Below are 20938 nucleotides of genomic sequence, written 5' to 3'. Positions count from 1 at the left end.
GGTCAAGATACAAAATTCTACCAATATGATTATAAGTGGATGCTATTACCTGTGCCAGGTGACATTATAGACAGATACCAATTAAACCTTTTAGGTGCATAGTTGTTCTAAAGTGCATAGCTGCTCTAATTAATAGTTTAGCCAACTATCAAAACTGCGTTTGCTTTATCCAAAAGTTACAAATGAGCGAGCAAGAACCATTAACGTACTATATCCACTTGATGAACCGAGCTGGATTTGGCCTTTCAACGAAAGAGCTCCAAACCATACATGGCACTCCTTTTGCCGAATTCCGGCAATCATGGATTAACCGATCCAATGAACCGGCAAAGCCGCTTATCGTCGTTGAAGAAAATACCCGGACCCCACAACGACAGAAAAAAGACCGGCAACAGGTACAACGCGAGAATAATCGGGCAATCGCACAGCTCAATCTCTTATGGATGGATGAAATGACCGATAGCAAGGTACAGCTTCGCGAAAAGTTAGCGTTGTTTTGGCACGGGCACTTTGCCTGCAGGAGCAATAATGCCTACTTTCATCAGCAGTTGCTCCACCGTATCCGTGAGCATGCATTGGGGAATTTTGGCACCCTGCTCCAGAAAGTCGGGCAGTCTGCGGCTATGTTGCAATTCCTTAATAACCAGCAAAACAAAAAGCGCCATCCGAATGAGAACTTCGCCCGAGAAGTGATGGAACTCTTTACGTTGGGAAGAGACAACTATACGGAAACAGATATCAAGGAAGCTGCCCGAGCCTTTACCGGATGGTCATTTGACCAATCGGGTGAATTCGTCTTTCGCGAACAGGTTCATGACCAAGGTCGAAAAACCATCTTTGGTAAACAGGGCAACTTCAAGGGTGAAGACGTGTTGGAGCTGTTATTGGAACGTGAAGAGACCGCCTCATTCATTGCAGGAAAACTATACCGTTACTTAGTGAACGACACTCCTCATCCCGAACATGTAGCATGGTTAAGCAAGCGTTTCCATCAAGGCAACTATGAACTATTGCCGCTTATTGAGGATATTCTGACGGCCCGTTGGTTCTATGAGGACGCTAACATGGGAAATCTCATCAAATCTCCCGTGGAGTTGATCACGAACACCCGTCGCCTGCTCAACTTAAACATTGAAACCCCAAACAGCCTCATCCAACTCCAACGGAACCTCGGACAATGGTTGTTCCATCCACCCAATGTGGCCGGTTGGCCCAGTGGAACGGATTGGATAGACAGCTCCTCACTGGTAGCACGTATGCGGATCCCCCTATTAATTAGCAAGGAGGAAACATTTTACCCAACCAAGAAACAAGATGACGATGTGCAGATGGGTATGCAACGCCAAGTCAAAAAACCAGAGCGGAATAAGGGACTGCGACTTTTGGCGATAGCAGATTGGGATGGCTTTGGCAATCAGCTCAGTGCCGTGGCAAATAGCAAATGGCAGGATTCACTGCCCACATTGATGCTAGGCATCAATGCGCAACGCCTCGACAGCCGATTATTGCAGAACCTGGTGAAATCGAAAGAACTAAGCAGCCTCACCCTAGCCCTAATGGGCACACCCGAATATCAATTAGCTTAATGGACAGCGATTATGAGTATCTTGATCAAACGTAGGGAATTCTTAAGATTAAGCGGTTTTACCACGGCGTCGCTAATGGCTCCTCGCTTTCTGAATGCCTTTGGCCAGCAGGGCTTACCGCCGAAGGGCAAGGTGGTCGTGGTGTTGCAACTAGACGGAGGTAACGATGGGTTGAATACCGTCATCCCCATCAGCAACGACCTTTATCACCGAGCTCGGCCAAAAATCGCGCTGACAGCAAAAGATGCGCTTGGCCTGACCGATGATGTGGCCTTGCATCCTTCCTTGGTAGGTCTCCGTGAACTTTACCAGCAAGGGCAACTAGCCATCCTTAACCAGGTAGGTTATCCTGAGCCCAACCGCAGCCACTTCCGGAGCATGGATATCTGGCAAACAGCTAGCCAAAGTGATGAAGTGTTGCATACCGGATGGATTGGCAGGGTATTGGATATCAAGCAATCACCATCCTGGGCACTGGAAATGGATGAAGTGCTGAGCCTTGCCCTGAAAGGCAAAGAAACCAAAGGGCTTTCCGCGGGGAACCCATCACGGTTACACCGCGATAGCAACGGACCACTATTCAAACAATTGGCTGCAAGCCATGCGGCACAACATACCCATGGAATGGCTAGTTACCTTTATAAAACCTTGGCAGAAACCGTGAGCCATGCCGACCGTATCTTCAAGGAAAGCAAGAGTCACGCCACCAAAGCCCCTTATCCAAACACATTACTGGGTAATGATTTCAAGACCGTGGCCTCCTTAATCCTTTCCGATATGGATACCCAAGTATATTACCTAAGCTTGGGAAGCTTTGATACCCATGTAAACCAAAACCAACGACAGTCAAACCTATTCACCCAGCTGGACGACGCAGTCATGGCCTTTGTCAAAGACATGAAAGCCAACAACCGGTTCGAAGACATCCTGCTTTTCACGTTCAGCGAATTTGGCCGTCGAGTAGCCCAAAACGCTAGTGGTGGTACCGATCATGGAACGGCAAACAATCTATTTTTCATCAGCGGATCACTCAAGCAGCAGGGATTGCTCAATCCCTTGCCAGACTTAGGAAATCTGCAGGATGGGGATTTAACACATGAAATTGATTTCAAACGGGTATATGCCACCATCCTCGAAAACTGGCTGGACAATGACTCCAAAGCCATCCTGGGATCCTCGTATTCCAAGCTCGGATTTATATGAGCGGACTTAGGTGCAGCTAAGCATTGTATTTTTCGGTTATAGCAACAAAGCTAGGTGTTTCGAGGGAATATAATGGCACACTTCAGATGCCTAAGTCGATAGTTTATTTGCTAATCTTGGAAAATATGCGAATTTAGCTAAATTTGTAGATAAGATAAAGTGTGAAGAATGAAAGCCACCATGCAAATAGACGTTACGTTTGACCAACTGCTGTCACTCGTTAAACAATTACCGAGAAGACAAAAATTAAAACTGACCAAAGAGTTGGAGCGAGAAATTGTTGGCTCCAAGTTATCAAAACTCTTGAAATCTTTCGAAGCCAATGAATTAAGTTTAGAAACGATAGATGATGAAGTGGAAAAAGTAAGGCAGGAAATTTATGACAAGCAAAAACATTAAGGTCATCTTTGACACGAATGTTTGGATTAGCTTTCTCATCGGCAAGCGTTTAAAAAATATAAAACAATACATTACAGATGGGCAAATTACGATAGTGACAACCGAACAACTGCTGACAGAGATAAGGATAGTTACGGGAAGAGAAAAATTAAAAAAGTATTTCCCTAAGGACAGCGTTAACGAATTGATTGACTTACTAGAAACCTTAGCCGAAAAACTTGAAATCAAACCCATGCATTTTATAAGCCGTGACCCAAAAGACAATTTCCTGTTAGACTTGATTGATTTTTCCAAAGCAGATTATTTGGTAACAGGCGATAAAGATTTATTGGAACACAATCCTTTTAAAACCGCACAAATATTAACACCAACTGAGTTCGAAAAAGCGCTATCGAATGGATAAAAACCTGAGCGGGCTGATATTCGAACGAGCCGTCTTAAACCTTAGCCCACATCCACCCCAATTACTTCAAACACATTCCTGCTTTGCTCCATAATCGGCACCGGATAGCCGCCCAACAGCTTGTAAAACGACATACCGAAACAAACAATCACTGGATCGGAGGATGCCTCCGGCAATTCCAACCGGAAGGTCTGCGCTGGGATGGCCTGATGGCCCAACGGTATCAATTCTTGGTGTTGTACCGCAAATGGCAGCCAATCGTGGTTTTCATTGAACGATAGTGCAGCGGCGTGAAAACTGCATAGCTCGGCATCCTTGGGTACAGCCATCGCTGCATTCGGATAGACTTCTGGCAGGATGATTACTACCTGCCCCATGTCATGCTGATAGGTATAACGCGGCGGCATGAACAGCACATCTTTCAATGCCGCAACCGCATTGAAGCTAAACCCATAAAGCAGAGGGAGATTTCCGGGCAATACCTTGCGGTTTCCACGGTCGTGCCTGGCATCAGCCCTAACAATGGAAGTCATCCGTGGTGTCAGTCTATTCACTAACGTGTTATCCTCGAATAGCTTGTAGCGCTCGCCCAACACCCGTTTTACCGTCAGACGAATCTGCTTCGCCGCACTGCTGGCACGACCGAACTCCGTGTTATTTTCACGGGTTCTCGCAAAACGTGGATCCTTAGCGATGCGTGCCTTGCTGACTCCTGAATGCTGCCTGACTTGTGGTTTACCGTTGCTTTGGTAGAAGGTCAAATTCCCAATTTTTCCTTCCAGTGTGATTGAACTTTTCTGAATGGCCATGGTTTATGGCGTAAATGATTAGTACAAAGTTACGGAAAACCCGTGGATTATCCAATCATTGGTTACGGATTCCTTGTGTATTACTCAGCGATTCGTCATATAGAAAAAGGTAAATTAAAGGTGGATTATATGTGGGTAATACGTGGATAAACCGTGGCTAATGGGTAGATGATACATAAGTAAAACAGGTAGCGGTCTTGTCCTGAATAGCTATACACAACTTGATTCACCCGAAAATCCCCCTGACAATGATTTGAGACAATTCCGATATGTAAGCAACATGTGTACACGGTAAGTCCACGTTTGACAGCCTTTTTTCACTTTTTTCTTGATAATAAAAAAATCTTACGTACATTTGGCACATCAAAAATTGAAAATGATATCACACAATAATGCATATTGGTTTTTTGGCTACTTTTATTTTAGTGATAAAAGCCGGGATTGATATGCATTAACAACGTATAAAAATACAAAGTGTAGCATGGTCCCGGCAAATAAAGCCGGGACTTTTTTTTGACCCATAACTGCAATTGATGAGCATAAAAGTAGCGATACAGGGCACCAAAGCTTCCTTCCATGAGGAAGCCGCACTGAAATATTTCGGAAATAAGATCGAAACCATTGAATGTGACTCGTTCAAAAAGACCTGTGAAGTATTGAAACAGGGAAAAGCCGACTACGTAGCAATGGCTATCGAAAATTCCATTGCGGGGAGTCTGCTACCCAATTACAACCTTTTGCGCGACTACCGCTTCCAAATCGTGGGGGAAGTATACCTACACATCCAACTGCATCTCATGGTGCTGCCGGGCGTGAAGCTCCGTGACGTCAAATTTGTGGAATCACACCCCATCGCTATCCAACAATGCAATGATTACCTGGAAGAAAATCCCCACATCAAGGTGAGTGAAGGGGAAGATACCGCAGCATGCGCCCGGAAAATCAGCGAACAGCAGTTGAAAGATACCGCCGCCATCGCCAACCAGCTTGCCGCCAAATTATATGGGCTGGAAATATTGGAACGCCGTATCGAGACCAACAAGAAGAACTATACGCGGTTTCTTATATTGGCCATTGATGCCGAAGAGAAGGGATCCGTAAACAAGGCCTCGTTGTCCTTCCAGACAGGTAATGGTGTAGGCTCACTCTCCACGGTACTGCAATGCTTTGCCGAGCAACATATCAATCTGAGTAAGATACAGTCGATGCCTGTGCTGGGTAAACGCAATGAATATGAATTTTACGTGGATGTGGAATGGCAAAACCAATCGGAATATGATATGGCCATCCGCAAGGTATTGAAACATACCATCAATTTCAATATTATGGGGGAATATGTGAAGAATGATAAGGTTTAGTAAGTCGGAAAATTGGGAAGTCGGAAAAACCGGAAGCTGAACGAAGTGGAGTCCCGATGATAAGCGAAACCCGACGTAGGAGGGTTCATTGATGCCTTTAAAGGCAAACAGGAAATCAATAATTAACAAATAAACAAATAAGACAATGAAACAAACGTTAGACATTTTACCGTTAAAATCATGGTTTGATACCGGCAATGAGCCGTTAATCATCGCCGGGCCTTGTAGCGCCGAAACCGAAGAACAGTTGCTGGCAACCGCCCATCTGCTTGCCAATACAGGGAAAGTATCTGTGCTACGTGCGGGCATTTGGAAACCCCGTACCCGCCCGGGTGAATTTGAAGGCGTTGGTAGCGTCGGCCTCCAATGGCTGCGCAGGGCCAAAGAGGAAACCGGGCTACCCATTACGACAGAAGTAGCCACCGCCAAACATGTGGAGGAAGCTTTAGCCGCAGGTGTCGACATCCTTTGGATAGGTGCCAGATCCACAGCCAACCCCTTCACCGTGCAAGAAATCGCCGATGCACTGAAAGGTGTAGACGTGCCTGTATTGGTCAAAAATCCAGTCAATCCGGATCTCTCACTTTGGCTCGGTGCCTTGGAACGTGTAAACCGTGCCGGCATCCGAAAATTGGCAGCCATCCATCGTGGTTTCTCGTCGTATGAGAAAACGGCTTTCCGTAATGAACCAATGTGGGACCTAGCCATACAATTAAAAACCCTTGTGCCCGAACTACCCGTTATCAATGACCCAAGCCACATTTGCGGGAATCGGGAACTGATCCCTTACATCGCACAAAAAGCATTCGATATGGACATGCAAGGCCTTATCGTTGAATCACATATCGATCCGTCTGTGGCGTGGACCGACGCCAAGCAACAGCTTACACCGCAGGCATTGGCAGATCTCATCAGTCACCTTGCGCTCCGGCACGCTGAATCAAACGACCCCGTGTTTGAAGATAAATTGGCCGCATTACGGAAGGAAATTGACAAGCTAGACGATAAAGTTATCCAAGTGCTTGCTGACCGGATGAAAATCGTGGAAAAAATCGGCGAATACAAACGTGACAATAACGTAACCATCCTTCAGGTAAGCCGTTGGGACGAAATCATCCACAAACGGAGCAATGTAGCCCAAGCACTCAAATTGGACAAGGAGTTTACGGTGAAGATGTTGGAGTTGATTCATAATGAATCCATCCGCAAGCAAAATGAAATCATGAACACCAAACCGGTTGCCGAAGCATAATGAATACAAACGCTGTAAAGCTTTCTCATTCATCAAAAACCCTGTCGGGCACCGTACAACTCACCGGTTCGAAAAGTGAGAGCAACCGTGCCTTGATTATTCAGGCACTAGGTAATGGAACGGTACATATCGACAACCTGTCTTCAGCGGCCGATACGGTAACCCTACGGCAGGCACTGGAAACCATAGCGGCTTCCGATGCCGAAGAAACCGTTATTGATATCGGACCAGCTGGCACAGCCATGCGGTTTTTGACTGCCTACCTAACCACCGCTAAAGGCAACTACGTGCTTACCGGAAGCAAACGGATGAAGCAGCGCCCCATTGGCATTTTAGTGGATGCACTGAAAACATTAGGTGCCGACATCCGGTATGCCGAGGAGATCGGTTATCCTCCGCTCGCCATCAATGGTGGATTTATGCAGAAAACACCCGAAGTACGGGTTCAGGGCAATGTGAGTAGTCAATATTTGTCGGCATTGCTGCTTATCGCTCCTTCCTTGCCCCACGGACTCCGCTTGAAAATCGAGGGAGAGCTTACTTCTCGTCCGTACCTCAGCATGACCCTCAATATGCTCCTCCAAGCAGGCGTCGATCACGAATGGAGCGGGGATACCATCCACATTGCTCCCCAACAAACCCAGCCCAGTACATTGGCCATAGAACCCGATTGGAGTGCCGCGTCTTATTGGTACGCCATGGTCGCCTTGTCTGCCTCGGGCAACATTTTCCTTCCTGAACTAAAACGAAATAGTTTACAGGGCGATATGGCCATTGTAGACATCATGGTGCACTTTGGCGTGGCTTCGTCCTTTGAAAATGGCGGCTTGCGCATCCAAAAGACAACCACCCATTCAGACAAAACGCTATTCGATTTCAAAGCATGTCCGGATTTGGCCCAAACTGCTATCGTGTGTGCCGCCGCCCTGAAGCGCGACCTATCTTTTACTGGGCTTCAAACACTCAAGATCAAGGAGACCGACCGGATTGCGGCCCTGCAAAATGAACTGGTGAAATTTGGTGTAAAGCTTGTGGAGGATGGAGAAATTTGCCATCTCGATACCGCGGGCTTATACCAACCGGAACATCTTGTCATTGATACCTATGAAGACCATCGGATGGCCATGGCCTTTGCCCCATTGGCGCTGATGTTTGATCCTGTACAGATCAATGAACCCGAAGTGGTGGAAAAATCCTATCCCGATTTCTGGAAACATTTGAAACAACAGGGATTTATTATATCTTAGCTGCAAGTTGGGCAGTTGGAACGCTGATGACGCGGATTTACACAGGTTGTTAATCATTTATCCGTGTCGTCCGTGTTCAATTTTTGTGGGAAAGAAGTCTAGACGTTAGCGAGACAGAGAAGAAGAAACTTCTATGAAAAAATTGTACATCTAAAATCTACATTCTAAAATACACATGGCAGGAAACTCATTTGGAGATGTATTCCGTATAACTACGTTTGGCGAATCGCATGGTGAGGCAATCGGCGTGATCATTGATGGATGTCCACCAAATATTGATATCGATGAAACGTTTATCCAATCCGAACTGGATAAACGTCGCCCCGGGCAGTCAAAAATCACTACCCAGCGCAAGGAGAGCGATACCGCGAAAATCCTTTCAGGTGTATTTGAAGGAAAAACCACGGGCACACCATTGGCGATGCTCATCCCCAACGAAGACCAACGTTCGAAAGATTATTCCCATATCAAGGACAAATACCGCCCCTCGCATGCCGACTATACCTATGAGGTAAAATATGGCATACGCGATTACCGTGGAGGGGGGCGCTCATCAGCACGCGAAACCGCTGCCCGTGTGGCCGCAGGTGCCGTAGCCAAAAGTTTTCTCTCGCAATTCGGCATACGGATTTTTGCCCATGTGTCCGGTGTAGGAAAGATAGAGGCACCCAACTTGGTGTCGCATGATATTGACGAACTGACGCAAATCCGCGAAAGTAATATCGTGCGTTGTGCCGATCCGGCCACGGCCAATGAAATGATTGCCTTCATCGATGCCATACGTAAAGCCGGGGATACCGTGGGTGGACGCATCAGCACCGTGATACAGCATGTACCGGTAGGGCTTGGTGAACCCGTGTTTGATAAATTGCATGCCGATTTGGCAAAAGCTATGATGAGCATCAACGCCGTGCATGGATTTGAATACGGCTCCGGCTTCGCAGGCTCGGAAATGCAAGGATCTGAGCACAACGACCTATTTACCAATCCTGAAAATGATGCCGAAAAGCTGAAGACCTTAACCAACTTCTCAGGAGGCATCCAAGGGGGCATTTCCAACGGCATGGAAATCACGTTCCGTACGGCATTCAAACCTGTAGCCACCATCATGCGCGCTCAGCAAACCATCAGCCGGGAGGGTGAAACTACCGAGATCACCGGAAAAGGAAGACATGATCCTTGTGTGGTACCCCGCGCAGTTATTATTATAGAAGCCATGGCGGCGTTGGTCCTCGCTGATCATTTACTTAAAAACCAGATTTACGATGCAGCAAGATAACAGCCCGTATGTGATGGCTGCTGATGTGGGAGGTACCCATATTACTGCGGCTGTCATCCATACACAAGATTGGTCAATCTTACCTCATAGTATTGTCAGGCATCGGGTAAATTCAGCAGCTTCTGCTAAATCGATTTTATATACTTGGACGGAAGCACTGACCGCTTCCTTCAAGGACATATCAGCCAAGCATTTACCTGTCGGCATTGCCATGCCTGGCCCGTTTGACTATGATAATGGCATATCATTAATTCACAATCAGGATAAATACGATGCATTATACCAAGTGAATATTAAGCAGGAATTGGCTTCCATGTTGTCCACAGAACCAGCGAATATCCGTTTCATCAATGATGCTGCGGCATTCCTCCAAGGCGAAGTTTTCGCAGGGGGCCATGATGATCATCAAAAGATCTTAGGAATCACGCTGGGTACCGGTTTGGGAAGCGCCATATGGGAACAAGGGGGAAATGCGGTAGACGCCGATTTATGGGACACACCATACCAAGATAGCATCATGGAGGAATACTTGGTAACCCGATGGTTTGTCCGAAGGGCAGCGCAAAATAACATGAAAGTGACCGGACTCCGCGAGCTGCTTCAACTACGGGGCCAGCATCCTTTTGTAGCGGACATATTGGCCGAGTACAGCCATCACCTGACCAACTTCATCCAATTCTTCGGCGAAAGGGAAGGAACGAACAGGTTCATCATAGGTGGTAATATCTCCAAGGCTTGGGACATTTTCCATAGTTTCAATTCCAAAGCATTAGACCGCTTCGACATCCATATCAGCCAACTGGGCGAACATGCAGCATTGATTGGCGCTGCATCAGTATTTGTTTAATATCCTTAATGAGTGTCCGTCTTTGTAAATCCGCAATACCCGCGTCATCCGCGTTCTATTTTTAGTTGAATAATGGTGGGTAATCCTTCGGATTCGACTCACTCATCATACTGTACACCGCTTCGATCACGTCATCTGCCGACGGCTTGGAGAAATAGTCCCCATCTGATCCATATGGAGGTCGGTGAGCCTTGGCTGTCAGCGTACGGGGTTGTCCATCGAGATGGTAGTACCCATTTTGTTCCTCCAATATTTGCTGCAAGATAAATGCTGAGGCACCCCCCGGCACATCCTCATCTACTACCAATAATTTATTCGTTTTCCTCAGCGATTGGGCACATAGGTGTTCCTCATCAAAGGGTTGCAGGGTTTGCGGATCAACGATCTCGATAGAAATACCGAGCTTGCCGAGCTCAGTGGATGCTTCCTGCACGATACGTAACGTAGATCCATAGGATACCACAGTTACATCTTTTCCTTCCTTTACCACTTCCGCCCTGCCCAATGGCACAGTAAACTCTCCGACATTTACAGGCATACGTTCCTTGAGCCGGTATCCATTCAGGCACTCGATTACCAAAGCGGGTTCGTCAGACCGGAGAAGGGTATTGTACATCCCTGCCGCCTGCGTCATGTTGCGGGGTACACATATGTGAATGCCCCTTAGTGAGCCGAGAATCATGCTCATAGGCGATCCCGAATGCCAGATGCCTTCCAATCGATGTCCACGCGTACGGATAATCAACGGCGCCTTTTGACCGGCTTTGGTCCGATAGCTGAGGCTAGCCAAATCATCGGTCAGCACGGTGAGACCATATACCAAATAATCCAAGTATTGGATTTCCGCGATGGGCCGTAATCCACGCATGGCAAGGCCAACGCCCTGGCCAATGATGGCAGCTTCACGGATGCCCGTATCAAAAATACGGTGCTCGCCATACTTGGCCTGTAATCCGGCAAACCCCTGGTTCACATCTCCTATCTTGCCTACATCTTCTCCAAAACCTATCAGCCGAGCGTCCCGGGCAAAATTAGCGTCGAAGCATGCATTCAATACTTCCCTGCCATCCACGGTTTTACTATCCGCAGGATAATCAGCAGGGACAATGGGTACATGTTTGGGCGATTCTACCGTTTCCGTAAACAGGCCGCTATTGTATCGATCTTTATTGATTTCTTGTTTTTCACTATACCAAGCCAATAATGCCGACTTTGCTTCGCTAGGGGTGCCCCGCAGCAAACGAATAACTCGCCTCACCGTACTGTACACTTCTTTGAGCGAAGGTTCGGTATTCGACTTCAATTCGTTGAGCAATAACCGCACGGTACCATCAGGAATTGCTGCTAATAAGACAATAGCCTCATCTACTTCCCACTTGAGTGTTTTATTATAATCTGTCCACGCTCTTCGTTGCTCGATGCGTACCTGTTCTTTTACCGTGCGCTCGATACCTGTCAATTCATCTTCATCGGTTATCCCTGATTCGATTATCCAGACCCGCATTTTAGCAATACAATCAAGCTCTTTTTCCCAAGCCAGACGTTCTTTAGACTTGTAACGTTCGTGTGAACCGGATGAGGAATGGCCCTGCGGCTGGGTCATCTCCGTTACATGAACCAGCACGGGTACATGCTGCTCTCTACTGATCTTTGCTGCCTTCTCGTATGTTTCGCAAAGGCCCGGATAATCCCATCCCTTCACCTTAAAAATCTCAAACCCCTCACCATTTTCATCCCGTTGGAAGCCCTTAAGCACTTCCGAAATATCTGCTTTGGTCGTTTGTACCTCATTGGATACCGAAATACCGTATCCGTCGTCCCATATGGAAATCACCGTAGGGATTTGCCGAACACCAGCGGCGTTCACCGCTTCAAAAAAGACTCCTTCAGAGGTGGAAGCATTGCCTATTGTACCGAATGCAATTTCGTTCCCATTATTGGAAAAGCTGCTCATATCGGCCAAATCAGGATTATTTCGATATATTTTAGAGGCAAGCCCAAAACCCAAAAGGCGCGGCATCTGTCCGCCGGTTGTAGAGATATCCGCCGACGAATTTTTCATCAAGGTTTGGTCTACCCACTTTCCTTCTGGCGTGAGCATCCGGGTGGCAAAATGGCTATTCATCTGCCTACCAGCAGATGATGGATCCGCTTCCACATCTGGATGGGCATAGAGCTGTGAAAAGAATTGGTAAATCGAGATAATCCCTGATGCAAACATGAAGGTTTGGTCGCGGTAATACCCTGAACGCCAATCACCAAGTTGGAACACTTTGGCCATGGCTATTTGTGCCAACTCCTTCCCATCTCCAAATACGCCGAACTTTGCTTTGCCAGTAAGCACTTCTTTACGGCCTAACAAACTTACAAACCTGCTTTCTACAGCAATTCTGTAATCTTCTATTACAAAGGCTCTGAAATCGTCAAAACTTAGTTTAGCATGGGCCGACTCGCTATGTTTAGTATGGGTATCGGACATAATTAAATTGCGTTTGCTCCAAAAATAGTAAAAAAATATTCGTTTGAAAGGGTATTATACCTTTAAATTCAGATGCTCGTGTTGGTTTCGGCAAAATTGGTCATTTCGTATAAACCGCTGTATACTTGCTAGGAAATCCCTACCTTTACGGCTTTCAATATAAGTAATAACGTATATCGCGTTAAAAGATTGTAACGGCAACCCATTAAATGGTGAGGAAAGGGCCGTCGAGCGGGAATCGAATGCGAGGCTGAAAAGACGTTTGCCTTGAATATTATTGCGTTTCTTTTTTTGATACAAAAACTTTTCAGCATTTTCGCTAAACCTTTGAAAGGCGATTACGTTAATAAGGTGACAGGCATCAAAAATTATATATAACCCTTGAACAAACTCGGTAGAATAGCGATTAAGACACTCCTTTGGATAATAGGGAGTGTCATCGGACTAATATTATTGCTATTCATTTTAATACGAATCCCCGCCATTCAGAACTATGTGGCGCAAAAAGTGACCTCATACGTCGAAAATAAAATCAAAACCCCGGTGCGTATCGCCCGTATAAGTCTTGATTTACCCAAATTGCTCGTACTCGAGGGCGTATATTTCGAGGACCAATCGCAAGACACACTTCTTGCAGGCGAAAAATTAAGGGTAAACATCAGCATGTTGAAATTGCTGAAAAACACAGTGGAAATCAGCCGAATTGATTTGCACGGTGTCACGGCCAAGATAAATCGTACCCTCCCCGATAGCACATTCAACTTCGATTACATCATCCGCGCATTCGTGGGTGAACAGCAAGAACCTTCCCCTGCTGACAACACCGCACCCATGAAGTTTAATATCGACAGGGTAAACTTCGACCGTGTCCGTTTCCTTTATCGGGATGAAATAATCGGGATGGCGGCGGAAGTGAACCTCAACCACTTGGATACACGCATCGAGACCTTTGACCTTGAAGGCAATATGCGTTTCGGCCTACCGCGCATCACGATTGATGGCCTGAACGCATCGATAAGGCAATGGGCGGTGGCCCAGCCTGAGGAAATGCCAGACGCCGAGGACTTCGGCCTTATGGACACTTCCTCCAGTTCACTGCTTCCAGATATAGACATTAATAGATTAGATCTAACCAACATTGACTTCAGCTACGTAGACGAGGCCAGCGCATTGGATACGCGTTTTAAAATAAACAAGCTGTTGGCCAATATCAACAAGCTGGACTTAAACGGTGAGCTTATCGATGCGAAATCCATCGATCTGGATGGATCGGACTCGCGTGTTTTCTTCGGGCAAGCCGTAAAGCCATCTCCTTCTTCGAGTGACACATCGGCCAGTGAACCAGCAAACTGGAAACTAAAAGCTGCGTCCTTACAACTTACGAACACCAATTTCGCATATGAAGATGCAAACCAACCTCGCATAGCTAAGGGCTTTGACTATGGAAACATGGGGTTAACCGAGGTAAACGGCGACGTCCGTGATTTCTATTACGCCCCAGATTCCATCAGTGGAAGTTTCGGTGAACTGCGTGCAAAGGATCGCAGCGGGTTTATATTAAATCAGTTCAAGGGTGATTTGATCTACACAAACCAAGGCGTTGAAATACGTAACCTTTACGCCGAAACACCCAACACGCAACTACAAGACTACATCAAAGTGTCTTATCCTTCACTGGAAACTATCACCGAAGCGCTTGGCAGTATTCAATTTGCCGCCGACATCAAAGAAAGCCAAATCGCCATGGAGGATGTCTTGTTTTTTGTTCCCGATTTGGATACCATAGAAATCATGAAGCCGATTTGGCAGCATACTTACCACATCAGCACGGAAATCGATGGTCGCCTTGACGATCTGCACATCCAGAACATGGACTTGACGACACTCGATAAAACCCATATCGTAGGTAGCATCCACCTCAAGGGACTGCCTGATACCGATAACCTACAGCTCGATCTTGACTTACAGGAATTGACCACCGGAAAAATAGATTTGGATCGATTAATCGCCCGCAGCCTCTTGCCAGACACCCTCAATTTCCCGTCCGATATCCACCTCGCGGGTACGTTCAATGGTGGCATGCAGGGTTTCCGTACGGCCATGCAGCTCCAAACTAGTATGGGCAATGCTACAATAGATGCCGATTACCAGATAAATCCGCAAACACGGGATACGGTATACGATGCCCAGATAAGCATCGTGGATATCGACATTGGACAGTTGATGAAGATGGATTCCGTGTTAGGCAAGGTATCGTTCGCAGCGCATGCGAAAGGAACCGGCTTTGATCCGGCCTCGGCCATAGCGGATATCCAGGGCAAATTAATCAGCCTGGAAGCAATGGGTTATACCTATAACGGTATTGATATCAATATGAAAGCCAACGGCGGTGATATCAATGCATCGGTTGTGAGTGGCGATACCAACATCGATTTTGACCTGAATGCGCATGCTAATATGCGGGGCCGATACCCTAAGGTAACCATGGATCTAATGGTTGATAGTATCAATCTCAAAAACCTTGGCCTGATGAAAGACGAACTCCGCTATCATGGGCGTATGTTGGTCGACATGGAAACTGCGGATATCGACTATTTAAATGGCTCAGCAGCTATCGTCAATTCGTCGATAGCCTACAATGACGAGCGTTATGCACTCGATACGGTGAAGTTTCTGGCTGTGGCTGAAGAAGGTTCCAATATGCTGCAATTACAATCCGAATTCCTTAATGCCCATATGGTGGGTGATTTCAAGCTGAGCGAATTGGGCGCTTCTGTACAGGATATCATTGCGGTATATTATCAACCTGACTCCATACCCCCACAATTTGAATATACACCACAATATTTTGACTTCAGCGCACAGTTTACGCGTTCTCGGTTTATCCAGGGCCTTTTTCCTGACCTTACCGAAATGGAAGACATCACCCTCGATGGCTCATTCAATAGCGATGACAAGATGTTGCTAGCGAAAGCCACCGCTCCCCTTATCGTATATGCAGGCACCCGTATCAACGATGTAGCAGTTGACCTCAATACGCTGGACAGTGTCCTCTATTATTCAACGCTTATCAACCGGATCGGCGTAGGAAACATCGAGATGATCAACACCTTGCTCAGTGGCACGGTAAAGCAAAACCAACTGGATTTTGGATTATGGATTAAGGATAATGCAGATAAGGAACGCTACCACCTCGGAATGGGGCTCAAAGTGGATGCCCGAAACTTCGTTTTCAATTTGTTGGAAAATGGATTAATGCTCAACTATGAACAATGGGATGTAAATCCAGAAAACGCGATATCTTTTGGTAAGGATGGCCTAATCACCCATCAATTTATCCTAAGCAACAGTGGGCAAGAAATGGCGATACAGTCTAGAGATTCTACCTTGAATTCGCCGATTGACTTGGTTTTTAATAACTTCAGGATAGAAACACTAAGCCAAATGCTTGAAAGCGAATTATTGAGTATGGGTGGAGGCATCAATGGAAAAGCAACCGTATCCCGGCTTGATACATCGCCCGTGTTTGTTTCGGACATCACGATAGACCGTTTTTACTTCGGAAATGACACGGTTGGCGACATCAACCTCAAAGTAAACAACGAACGTGAAAACGTGTATGCGGCCGATATCAACATCAAGGGCAATGGCAATGAAATAAGCCTTGTCGGCGACTACATCAGCCCACCTGGTGTAATACCGCAATTGGATTTTGCATTGGATGTCAATTCGCTTTCCATGCATACGTTGGAGGCATTCAGCCTTGGCTACATCAGGAATGCGACCGGTTCCATCAATGGTAAGCTCAACATAAAAGGCACACCAGAACAGCCACTCATTAATGGTGCGCTTAACTTCAACAATGCCGGCCTCAATGTTACCATGCTCAACGCTCCATTCAACATCGATGGACAAAGCATCAATTTCAATGACAATGGCATGCGTTTCAACCGCTTCCAATTCACCGATGGCAAGGGTAACACTGCGGTTTTGAATGGCACGGTCAATACGAAAACCTATACCGATTACCTCTTCGGGCTTACGCTGACGGCAAATGAGTTCCAGGTGCTTAACTCAACCCAAGAGGATAATGACCTGTATTACGGACAGCTTTTCCTCTCCAGCAATATCCGTATCCAAGGTGATATGCATGCTCCTAATGTAACCGGCACATTGCGGGTCAATGCCGATACCGACGTCACGTTCGTGCTGCCAAACGAAGATCCGGGCATGGTAGACCGACAAGGTATTGTCCGGTTCGTAAATAGAAGTGATACTGCCCAGGTGAATGTGTTCGCAAAAGTGGATTCCCTTACCCAAACCAAGTTAATAGGGCTAAACCTGTCGCTCAATATTGAAACCGATAAGGACGCCGCATTCACGATTGTCATTGACCCCGGTAGCCAGGATGCATTAGCCATCAAGGGCGAGGCCAAACTGAACGCAGGCATCGATCCCAGCGGCCAAATTATGTTGAGTGGCACCTACACCGTCAATGATGGCAATTATTCCTTTTCCTTTGGTCCCGTGAAACGTGTTTTCCAGTTCAGACAAGGCAGTACCATCACATGGTCCGGCGATCCCATGGATGCTCGCTTGGACATCACAGCCGTATATAAGCTGAAAGCTCCTACATTGGAATTGGTACAAAATCAAATCGGGGCCGAACGGCCCAATGTGTACAAACAACGTGTTCCGTTTGATGTAGTCTTACGCATATCCGAGCAGATGTTCCAACCTAAACTTGGCTTTGACATCAATTTGGATGAAAACAATGCCATGGTATCACAAGATGTGGCCGGCAAAGTCAATACCGGATTAAACCAGCTACGGGAAAACGAATCCGAAATGAACAAACAGGTGTTCGCGTTGATTGTGCTGGGACGTTTCATGGCCGCGAACCCCTTTGAAAGCCTTACCGGAGGCGGCGCCGAAGCCCTTGCACGAAATAGTGTCAGCTCATTGCTGAGCGCCCAGCTCAACCGGTTGGCTGGCGACCTCATCCAAGGCGTGGAGCTGGATTTTGATTTGCAATCGGCTGAAGATTACTCGACAGGATCGGGCCAAAACCGGACAGACCTCAATATCGGTGTGTCTAAAATGCTATTCAATGATCGGCTCAAAGTAACCGTTGGCTCCAATTTCGAATTGGAGGGGAATGCACGGCCAGGGGAACAAACGACCAATATTGCTGGCGATATTTCAATAGACTACCAACTGTCAAAGGATGGGCGATACCTACTGCGGGCATATCGCAAAAACCAGTACCAGGTGACCCTCCAAGGACAGTTCGTAGAAACAGGCCTTGGCTTCATCATCAATATGGACTATAATGAATTCAAGGAAATATTCATGAGTGCGGATCGGCTTGCCGATGAGTACAATACGGAAAGCCGTAGTTTCAGGAGACGATGGGATGTGGAACGGATGGAAACAGACACAGCGTACCGCGACAGTGTGCGGCGGGTCATACTGGACAGCTTGGAACGCAACGATCCTGAATTCAGGGAAAGACTAAGGAAACGTAGGGAAAGCCGAGGAGAACAGCAAAACAATGGACAGTCAAACAATGGACAGCCAAATCCAAGCGAATCCAAATTGAAAAATACGGCAATGCGCAATGAAAGGGAGGAAAACCTCGTGTTGGAAGAAAGGAGCACCGATGAACACTAGGCATGGATTATTACATATGGTCTACGTCGTTGCCACGGTATGGTGCCTAGCCAGCTGTAGCAATATCAAATACTTGCCTGAAGGAGAACATCTCTATGTAAAAGGGGAAGTAGAAATCGATACGGATACCATCCCGGAGCAGTATATCGAGCCGTTGACCACTAACCTCGAAGAGCTGTTGCGTCCGAAAGTCAACAAAAAATTCTTAGGCCTGCGGACCAAACTATACATCTATAACATCGCTGGGGAACCGAAAAGTGACCGCGGTCTCAAAGCCTGGATGAAGAATAAGGCTGGTGAACCTCCGGTACTATTAAGTGGTGTCAACCGGGAATATAACCAGAATGTGCTCCGGAACCGGCTGGAAAACTTGGGCTTCTTCAATGCCGAAGTCAGTTCAGACACCAGCATTTCCAACCGTAAAGCCACGGTCACCTATACAGCTACCCCACGTATCATCTATCGCATAAAATCCGTGACGTTTGAGGTGGATAGCAGTGAGCTGGGCAAAGCCATCAAGGCATCCGAACCCGGTTCGTTGCTCCAAGTTGACAGGCCATATAACCTGGACAACATCATTGCCGAGCGTGAACGGATTGATAATCATCTCAAAAACAAGGGATATTACTATTTTAGTCCAGATCATCTGTTGATTGAGGTGGACAGTACGTCGAGCAACCACCATGTTGACCTCTATGTGACGGTGAAAGGCGAAACACCTGCTCGGGCAAAGAAACCCTATACCATCAACAACATCTATATATTCCCCAATTATACCCTTACGCAGCGTGGTTACCAGCGTGGTTCGATAAGAAATGCCCAGCTCTACAATGGGCAATATTATTTCATTGATCCGGATATCACATTCCGCAGGTTTGCCATATCGCGGACCATGTTTTTCCATAAAGGTGACCTATATAACCGCAACAGCCACAATCAAACCATTAGCCAGTTGGTGGGTATGGGCAGCTTCAGGTTTGTCAGGAATGATTTCGTGGAAGTGGACTCGGGGAAAACCAACCTGCTTGATGTACACTATTACCTGACCCCTATGCCCAAGCATGGGCTGCGGGTAGAACTGCTTGGCAAAACAGCATCAGTTTACAACGGATCGGAGGTGAACGTCAATTGGCAACACCGCAACGCATTCAAGAGTGCCGAGTTGCTCACCTTTACCGTATATGGCGGCTTTGAGACCCAAACAGGGGGTAATGTCAATCTCAACTCAAGTTTCTATCGGTACGGTATAGAGGCCACCCTTTCGTTCCCCCGTATGATCGCTCCATTTAAGTGGCAGCCCACCCGGCGGTTCGTACCGCGCACGTATTTCAGGACGGGCTATGAGTATCTCAACAGGCGAACCGCCTATAGCCTCAATTCCATGCGGTTTTCATACGGCTATGTCTGGAAAGAAACGCTCCAAAAGGAACACGATCTGGATGTACTGGAAGTGGCGTATGTGCAGCCCCGCAACATTACGGATTCCTACCGGGCACAGATGGATACCGTGCCTCCCCTGAGGCATGCCATAGAGCCCCAATTAACCTTTGGGCCGAATTATAATTTTACGTATACCAACACCATGGAAACCAGCCGCCAACACACCTATTATTTTAAAGGCGGCTTGGATTTATCAGCCAACCTTTATGGGTTGATCCGCGGCGCCAACATCAACGAAGGACGTGTATACCAAGTTTTCGGCACCAACTTCTCGCAGTATGTAAAAATCGAGGGGGATGTGCGGCATTACATGCGATTGGGGAAAAACTCACAATTGGCTTCCCGGGCCATCGCAGGTTTTGGCTATTCGTATGGCAATTCACGCATGCTTCCTTATTTAAAGCAATATTTCATGGGTGGGCCCAATGGCTTACGAGCATTTAGGGCAAGGGCACTCGGCCCTGGCTCCTATACGCCAGAGTTTTATGGTGAGGATAATTTCTTCGCAGACCAAACTGGTGATATCAAGATTGAATTCAATACAGAATATCGGGCCAAACTGGCCAGTGTAGTCAATTGGGCCCTATTTGTGGATGCCGGAAATATCTGGCTGCAAAACACGGATGAAAACAAACCCGGGGCAAAGTTCAGCCGGGAATTCATCAACGAGTTAGCCGTGGGGGCCGGTGTCGGCCTGCGATTCGACTTTACTTACCTGATTATCCGTACGGATCTGGCCATGCCATTGCGGATCCCATATCGGGCGAAGGGTGAACGCTGGGTGCTTGATGAGATTAATTTCGGTAATCGAGATTGGCGCCGGAATAACCTCGTGTTTAATTTGGCAATTGGATATCCGTTCTAAGGGAATAAGGATCCTTAATCCCTACTCCTTTTATCTTTATTCCTAAATAATTCCTACCTTAGCTACCGTTCGATAATTAATAGTCAAATCCAACTAAT

Annotated in this window: 13 protein-coding genes; 11 read left to right on the top strand and 2 right to left on the bottom strand. The window is 46.9% G+C overall.

Going from position 1 to position 20938, the window contains the following annotated elements:
- The first annotated feature begins 182 nt into the window (after positions 1-182).
- The 4 genes from NF543_RS19445 (at position 183) to NF543_RS19430 (ending at position 3591) form a co-directional block, all read left to right on the top strand.
- Complete coding sequence (locus tag NF543_RS19445) at positions 183-1586, top strand: DUF1800 domain-containing protein (protein ID WP_257669927.1); 1404 nt, start codon at positions 183-185, stop codon at positions 1584-1586.
- A gap of 12 nt (positions 1587-1598) precedes the next feature.
- Positions 1599-2789 carry a DUF1501 domain-containing protein gene (locus tag NF543_RS19440; RefSeq protein WP_257669928.1) on the top strand — a complete coding sequence of 397 codons (1191 nt, stop codon included), beginning with the start codon at positions 1599-1601 and terminating at the stop codon, positions 2787-2789.
- A 168-nt stretch (positions 2790-2957) separates the two neighbouring features.
- Entirely contained in the window at positions 2958-3188 is a 231-nt protein-coding gene (vap15, locus tag NF543_RS19435; RefSeq protein ID WP_257669929.1) for a type II toxin-antitoxin system VapB15 family antitoxin, read from the top strand.
- Positions 3169-3591, top strand: a complete 423-nt coding sequence (locus tag NF543_RS19430) for a putative toxin-antitoxin system toxin component, PIN family (protein ID WP_257669930.1) — start codon at positions 3169-3171, stop codon at positions 3589-3591. Before vap15 ends, NF543_RS19430 begins: the two co-directional genes overlap by 20 nt.
- A 41-nt stretch (positions 3592-3632) precedes the next feature.
- On the opposite strand, the gene NF543_RS19425 is transcribed toward NF543_RS19430, so the two are convergent.
- On the bottom strand, positions 3633-4400 hold the full coding sequence (locus NF543_RS19425) for a hypothetical protein (RefSeq protein WP_257669931.1): 768 nt from the start codon (positions 4398-4400) through the stop codon (positions 3633-3635).
- Positions 4401-4933: 533 nt separating this feature from the next.
- Here NF543_RS19425 and NF543_RS19420 point away from each other — a divergent pair.
- The 5 genes from NF543_RS19420 (at position 4934) to NF543_RS19400 (ending at position 10383) form a co-directional block, all read left to right on the top strand.
- Positions 4934-5758: a prephenate dehydratase gene (locus tag NF543_RS19420; protein ID WP_257669932.1), complete on the top strand. Its 825-nt coding sequence runs from the start codon at positions 4934-4936 to the stop codon at positions 5756-5758.
- Positions 5759-5903: 145 nt separating this feature from the next.
- Positions 5904-7010 carry a chorismate mutase gene (locus NF543_RS19415; RefSeq protein WP_257669933.1) on the top strand — a complete coding sequence of 369 codons (1107 nt, stop codon included), beginning with the start codon at positions 5904-5906 and terminating at the stop codon, positions 7008-7010.
- On the top strand, positions 7010-8257 hold the full coding sequence (gene aroA, locus NF543_RS19410; RefSeq protein ID WP_257669934.1) for a 3-phosphoshikimate 1-carboxyvinyltransferase: 1248 nt from the start codon (positions 7010-7012) through the stop codon (positions 8255-8257). The genes NF543_RS19415 and aroA overlap by 1 nt, the downstream gene beginning before the upstream one ends.
- Positions 8258-8432: 175 nt before the next feature.
- On the top strand, positions 8433-9536 hold the full coding sequence (aroC, locus tag NF543_RS19405) for a chorismate synthase (protein WP_257669935.1): 1104 nt from the start codon (positions 8433-8435) through the stop codon (positions 9534-9536).
- Positions 9523-10383 (top strand): ROK family protein, encoded by an 861-nt coding sequence (locus NF543_RS19400; protein WP_257669936.1) that lies wholly within the window; start codon positions 9523-9525, stop codon positions 10381-10383. The genes aroC and NF543_RS19400 overlap by 14 nt, the downstream gene beginning before the upstream one ends.
- Before the next feature lie 61 nt (positions 10384-10444).
- Here the strand turns inward: NF543_RS19400 and NF543_RS19395 are convergent, their stop codons facing one another.
- Positions 10445-12862 (bottom strand): alpha-ketoacid dehydrogenase subunit alpha/beta, encoded by a 2418-nt coding sequence (locus tag NF543_RS19395; protein ID WP_257669937.1) that lies wholly within the window; start codon positions 12860-12862, stop codon positions 10445-10447.
- A 381-nt stretch (positions 12863-13243) separates the two neighbouring features.
- Here NF543_RS19395 and NF543_RS19390 point away from each other — a divergent pair, with 381 nt between their 5' ends.
- The gene (locus tag NF543_RS19390) at positions 13244-18535 is read left to right on the top strand and encodes a translocation/assembly module TamB domain-containing protein (RefSeq protein ID WP_257669938.1); all 5292 of its coding nucleotides are present in this window, start codon (positions 13244-13246) and stop codon (positions 18533-18535) included.
- On the top strand, positions 18525-20840 hold the full coding sequence (gene tamL / locus NF543_RS19385) for a translocation and assembly module lipoprotein TamL (protein WP_257669939.1): 2316 nt from the start codon (positions 18525-18527) through the stop codon (positions 20838-20840). Before NF543_RS19390 ends, tamL begins: the two co-directional genes overlap by 11 nt.
- Positions 20841-20938 lie beyond the last annotated feature (98 nt).

The sequence above is a fragment of the Parapedobacter tibetensis genome, from assembly GCF_024704835.1.
Lineage (GTDB): Bacteria > Bacteroidota > Bacteroidia > Sphingobacteriales > Sphingobacteriaceae > Parapedobacter > Parapedobacter tibetensis.
The sequence above is the reverse complement of the archived record's forward strand: the minus strand, read 5'-3'. Positions and strand labels throughout refer to the sequence as shown.

Excerpts from the sequence above, each read along its gene's own strand:
- NF543_RS19445 (WP_257669927.1), top strand. The coding sequence starts at position 183 with ATGAGCGAGCAAGAACCATTAACGTACTATATCCACTTGATGAACCGA.
- NF543_RS19440 (WP_257669928.1), top strand. The coding sequence starts at position 1,599 with ATGAGTATCTTGATCAAACGTAGGGAATTCTTAAGATTAAGCGGTTTT.
- vap15 (WP_257669929.1), top strand. The coding sequence starts at position 2,958 with ATGAAAGCCACCATGCAAATAGACGTTACGTTTGACCAACTGCTGTCA.
- NF543_RS19430 (WP_257669930.1), top strand. The coding sequence starts at position 3,169 with ATGACAAGCAAAAACATTAAGGTCATCTTTGACACGAATGTTTGGATT.
- NF543_RS19425 (WP_257669931.1), bottom strand. The coding sequence starts at position 4,400 with ATGGCCATTCAGAAAAGTTCAATCACACTGGAAGGAAAAATTGGGAAT.
- NF543_RS19420 (WP_257669932.1), top strand. The coding sequence starts at position 4,934 with ATGAGCATAAAAGTAGCGATACAGGGCACCAAAGCTTCCTTCCATGAG.
- NF543_RS19415 (WP_257669933.1), top strand. The coding sequence starts at position 5,904 with ATGAAACAAACGTTAGACATTTTACCGTTAAAATCATGGTTTGATACC.
- aroA (WP_257669934.1), top strand. The coding sequence starts at position 7,010 with ATGAATACAAACGCTGTAAAGCTTTCTCATTCATCAAAAACCCTGTCG.
- aroC (WP_257669935.1), top strand. The coding sequence starts at position 8,433 with ATGGCAGGAAACTCATTTGGAGATGTATTCCGTATAACTACGTTTGGC.
- NF543_RS19400 (WP_257669936.1), top strand. The coding sequence starts at position 9,523 with ATGCAGCAAGATAACAGCCCGTATGTGATGGCTGCTGATGTGGGAGGT.
- NF543_RS19395 (WP_257669937.1), bottom strand. The coding sequence starts at position 12,862 with ATGTCCGATACCCATACTAAACATAGCGAGTCGGCCCATGCTAAACTA.
- tamL (WP_257669939.1), top strand. The coding sequence starts at position 18,525 with ATGAACACTAGGCATGGATTATTACATATGGTCTACGTCGTTGCCACG.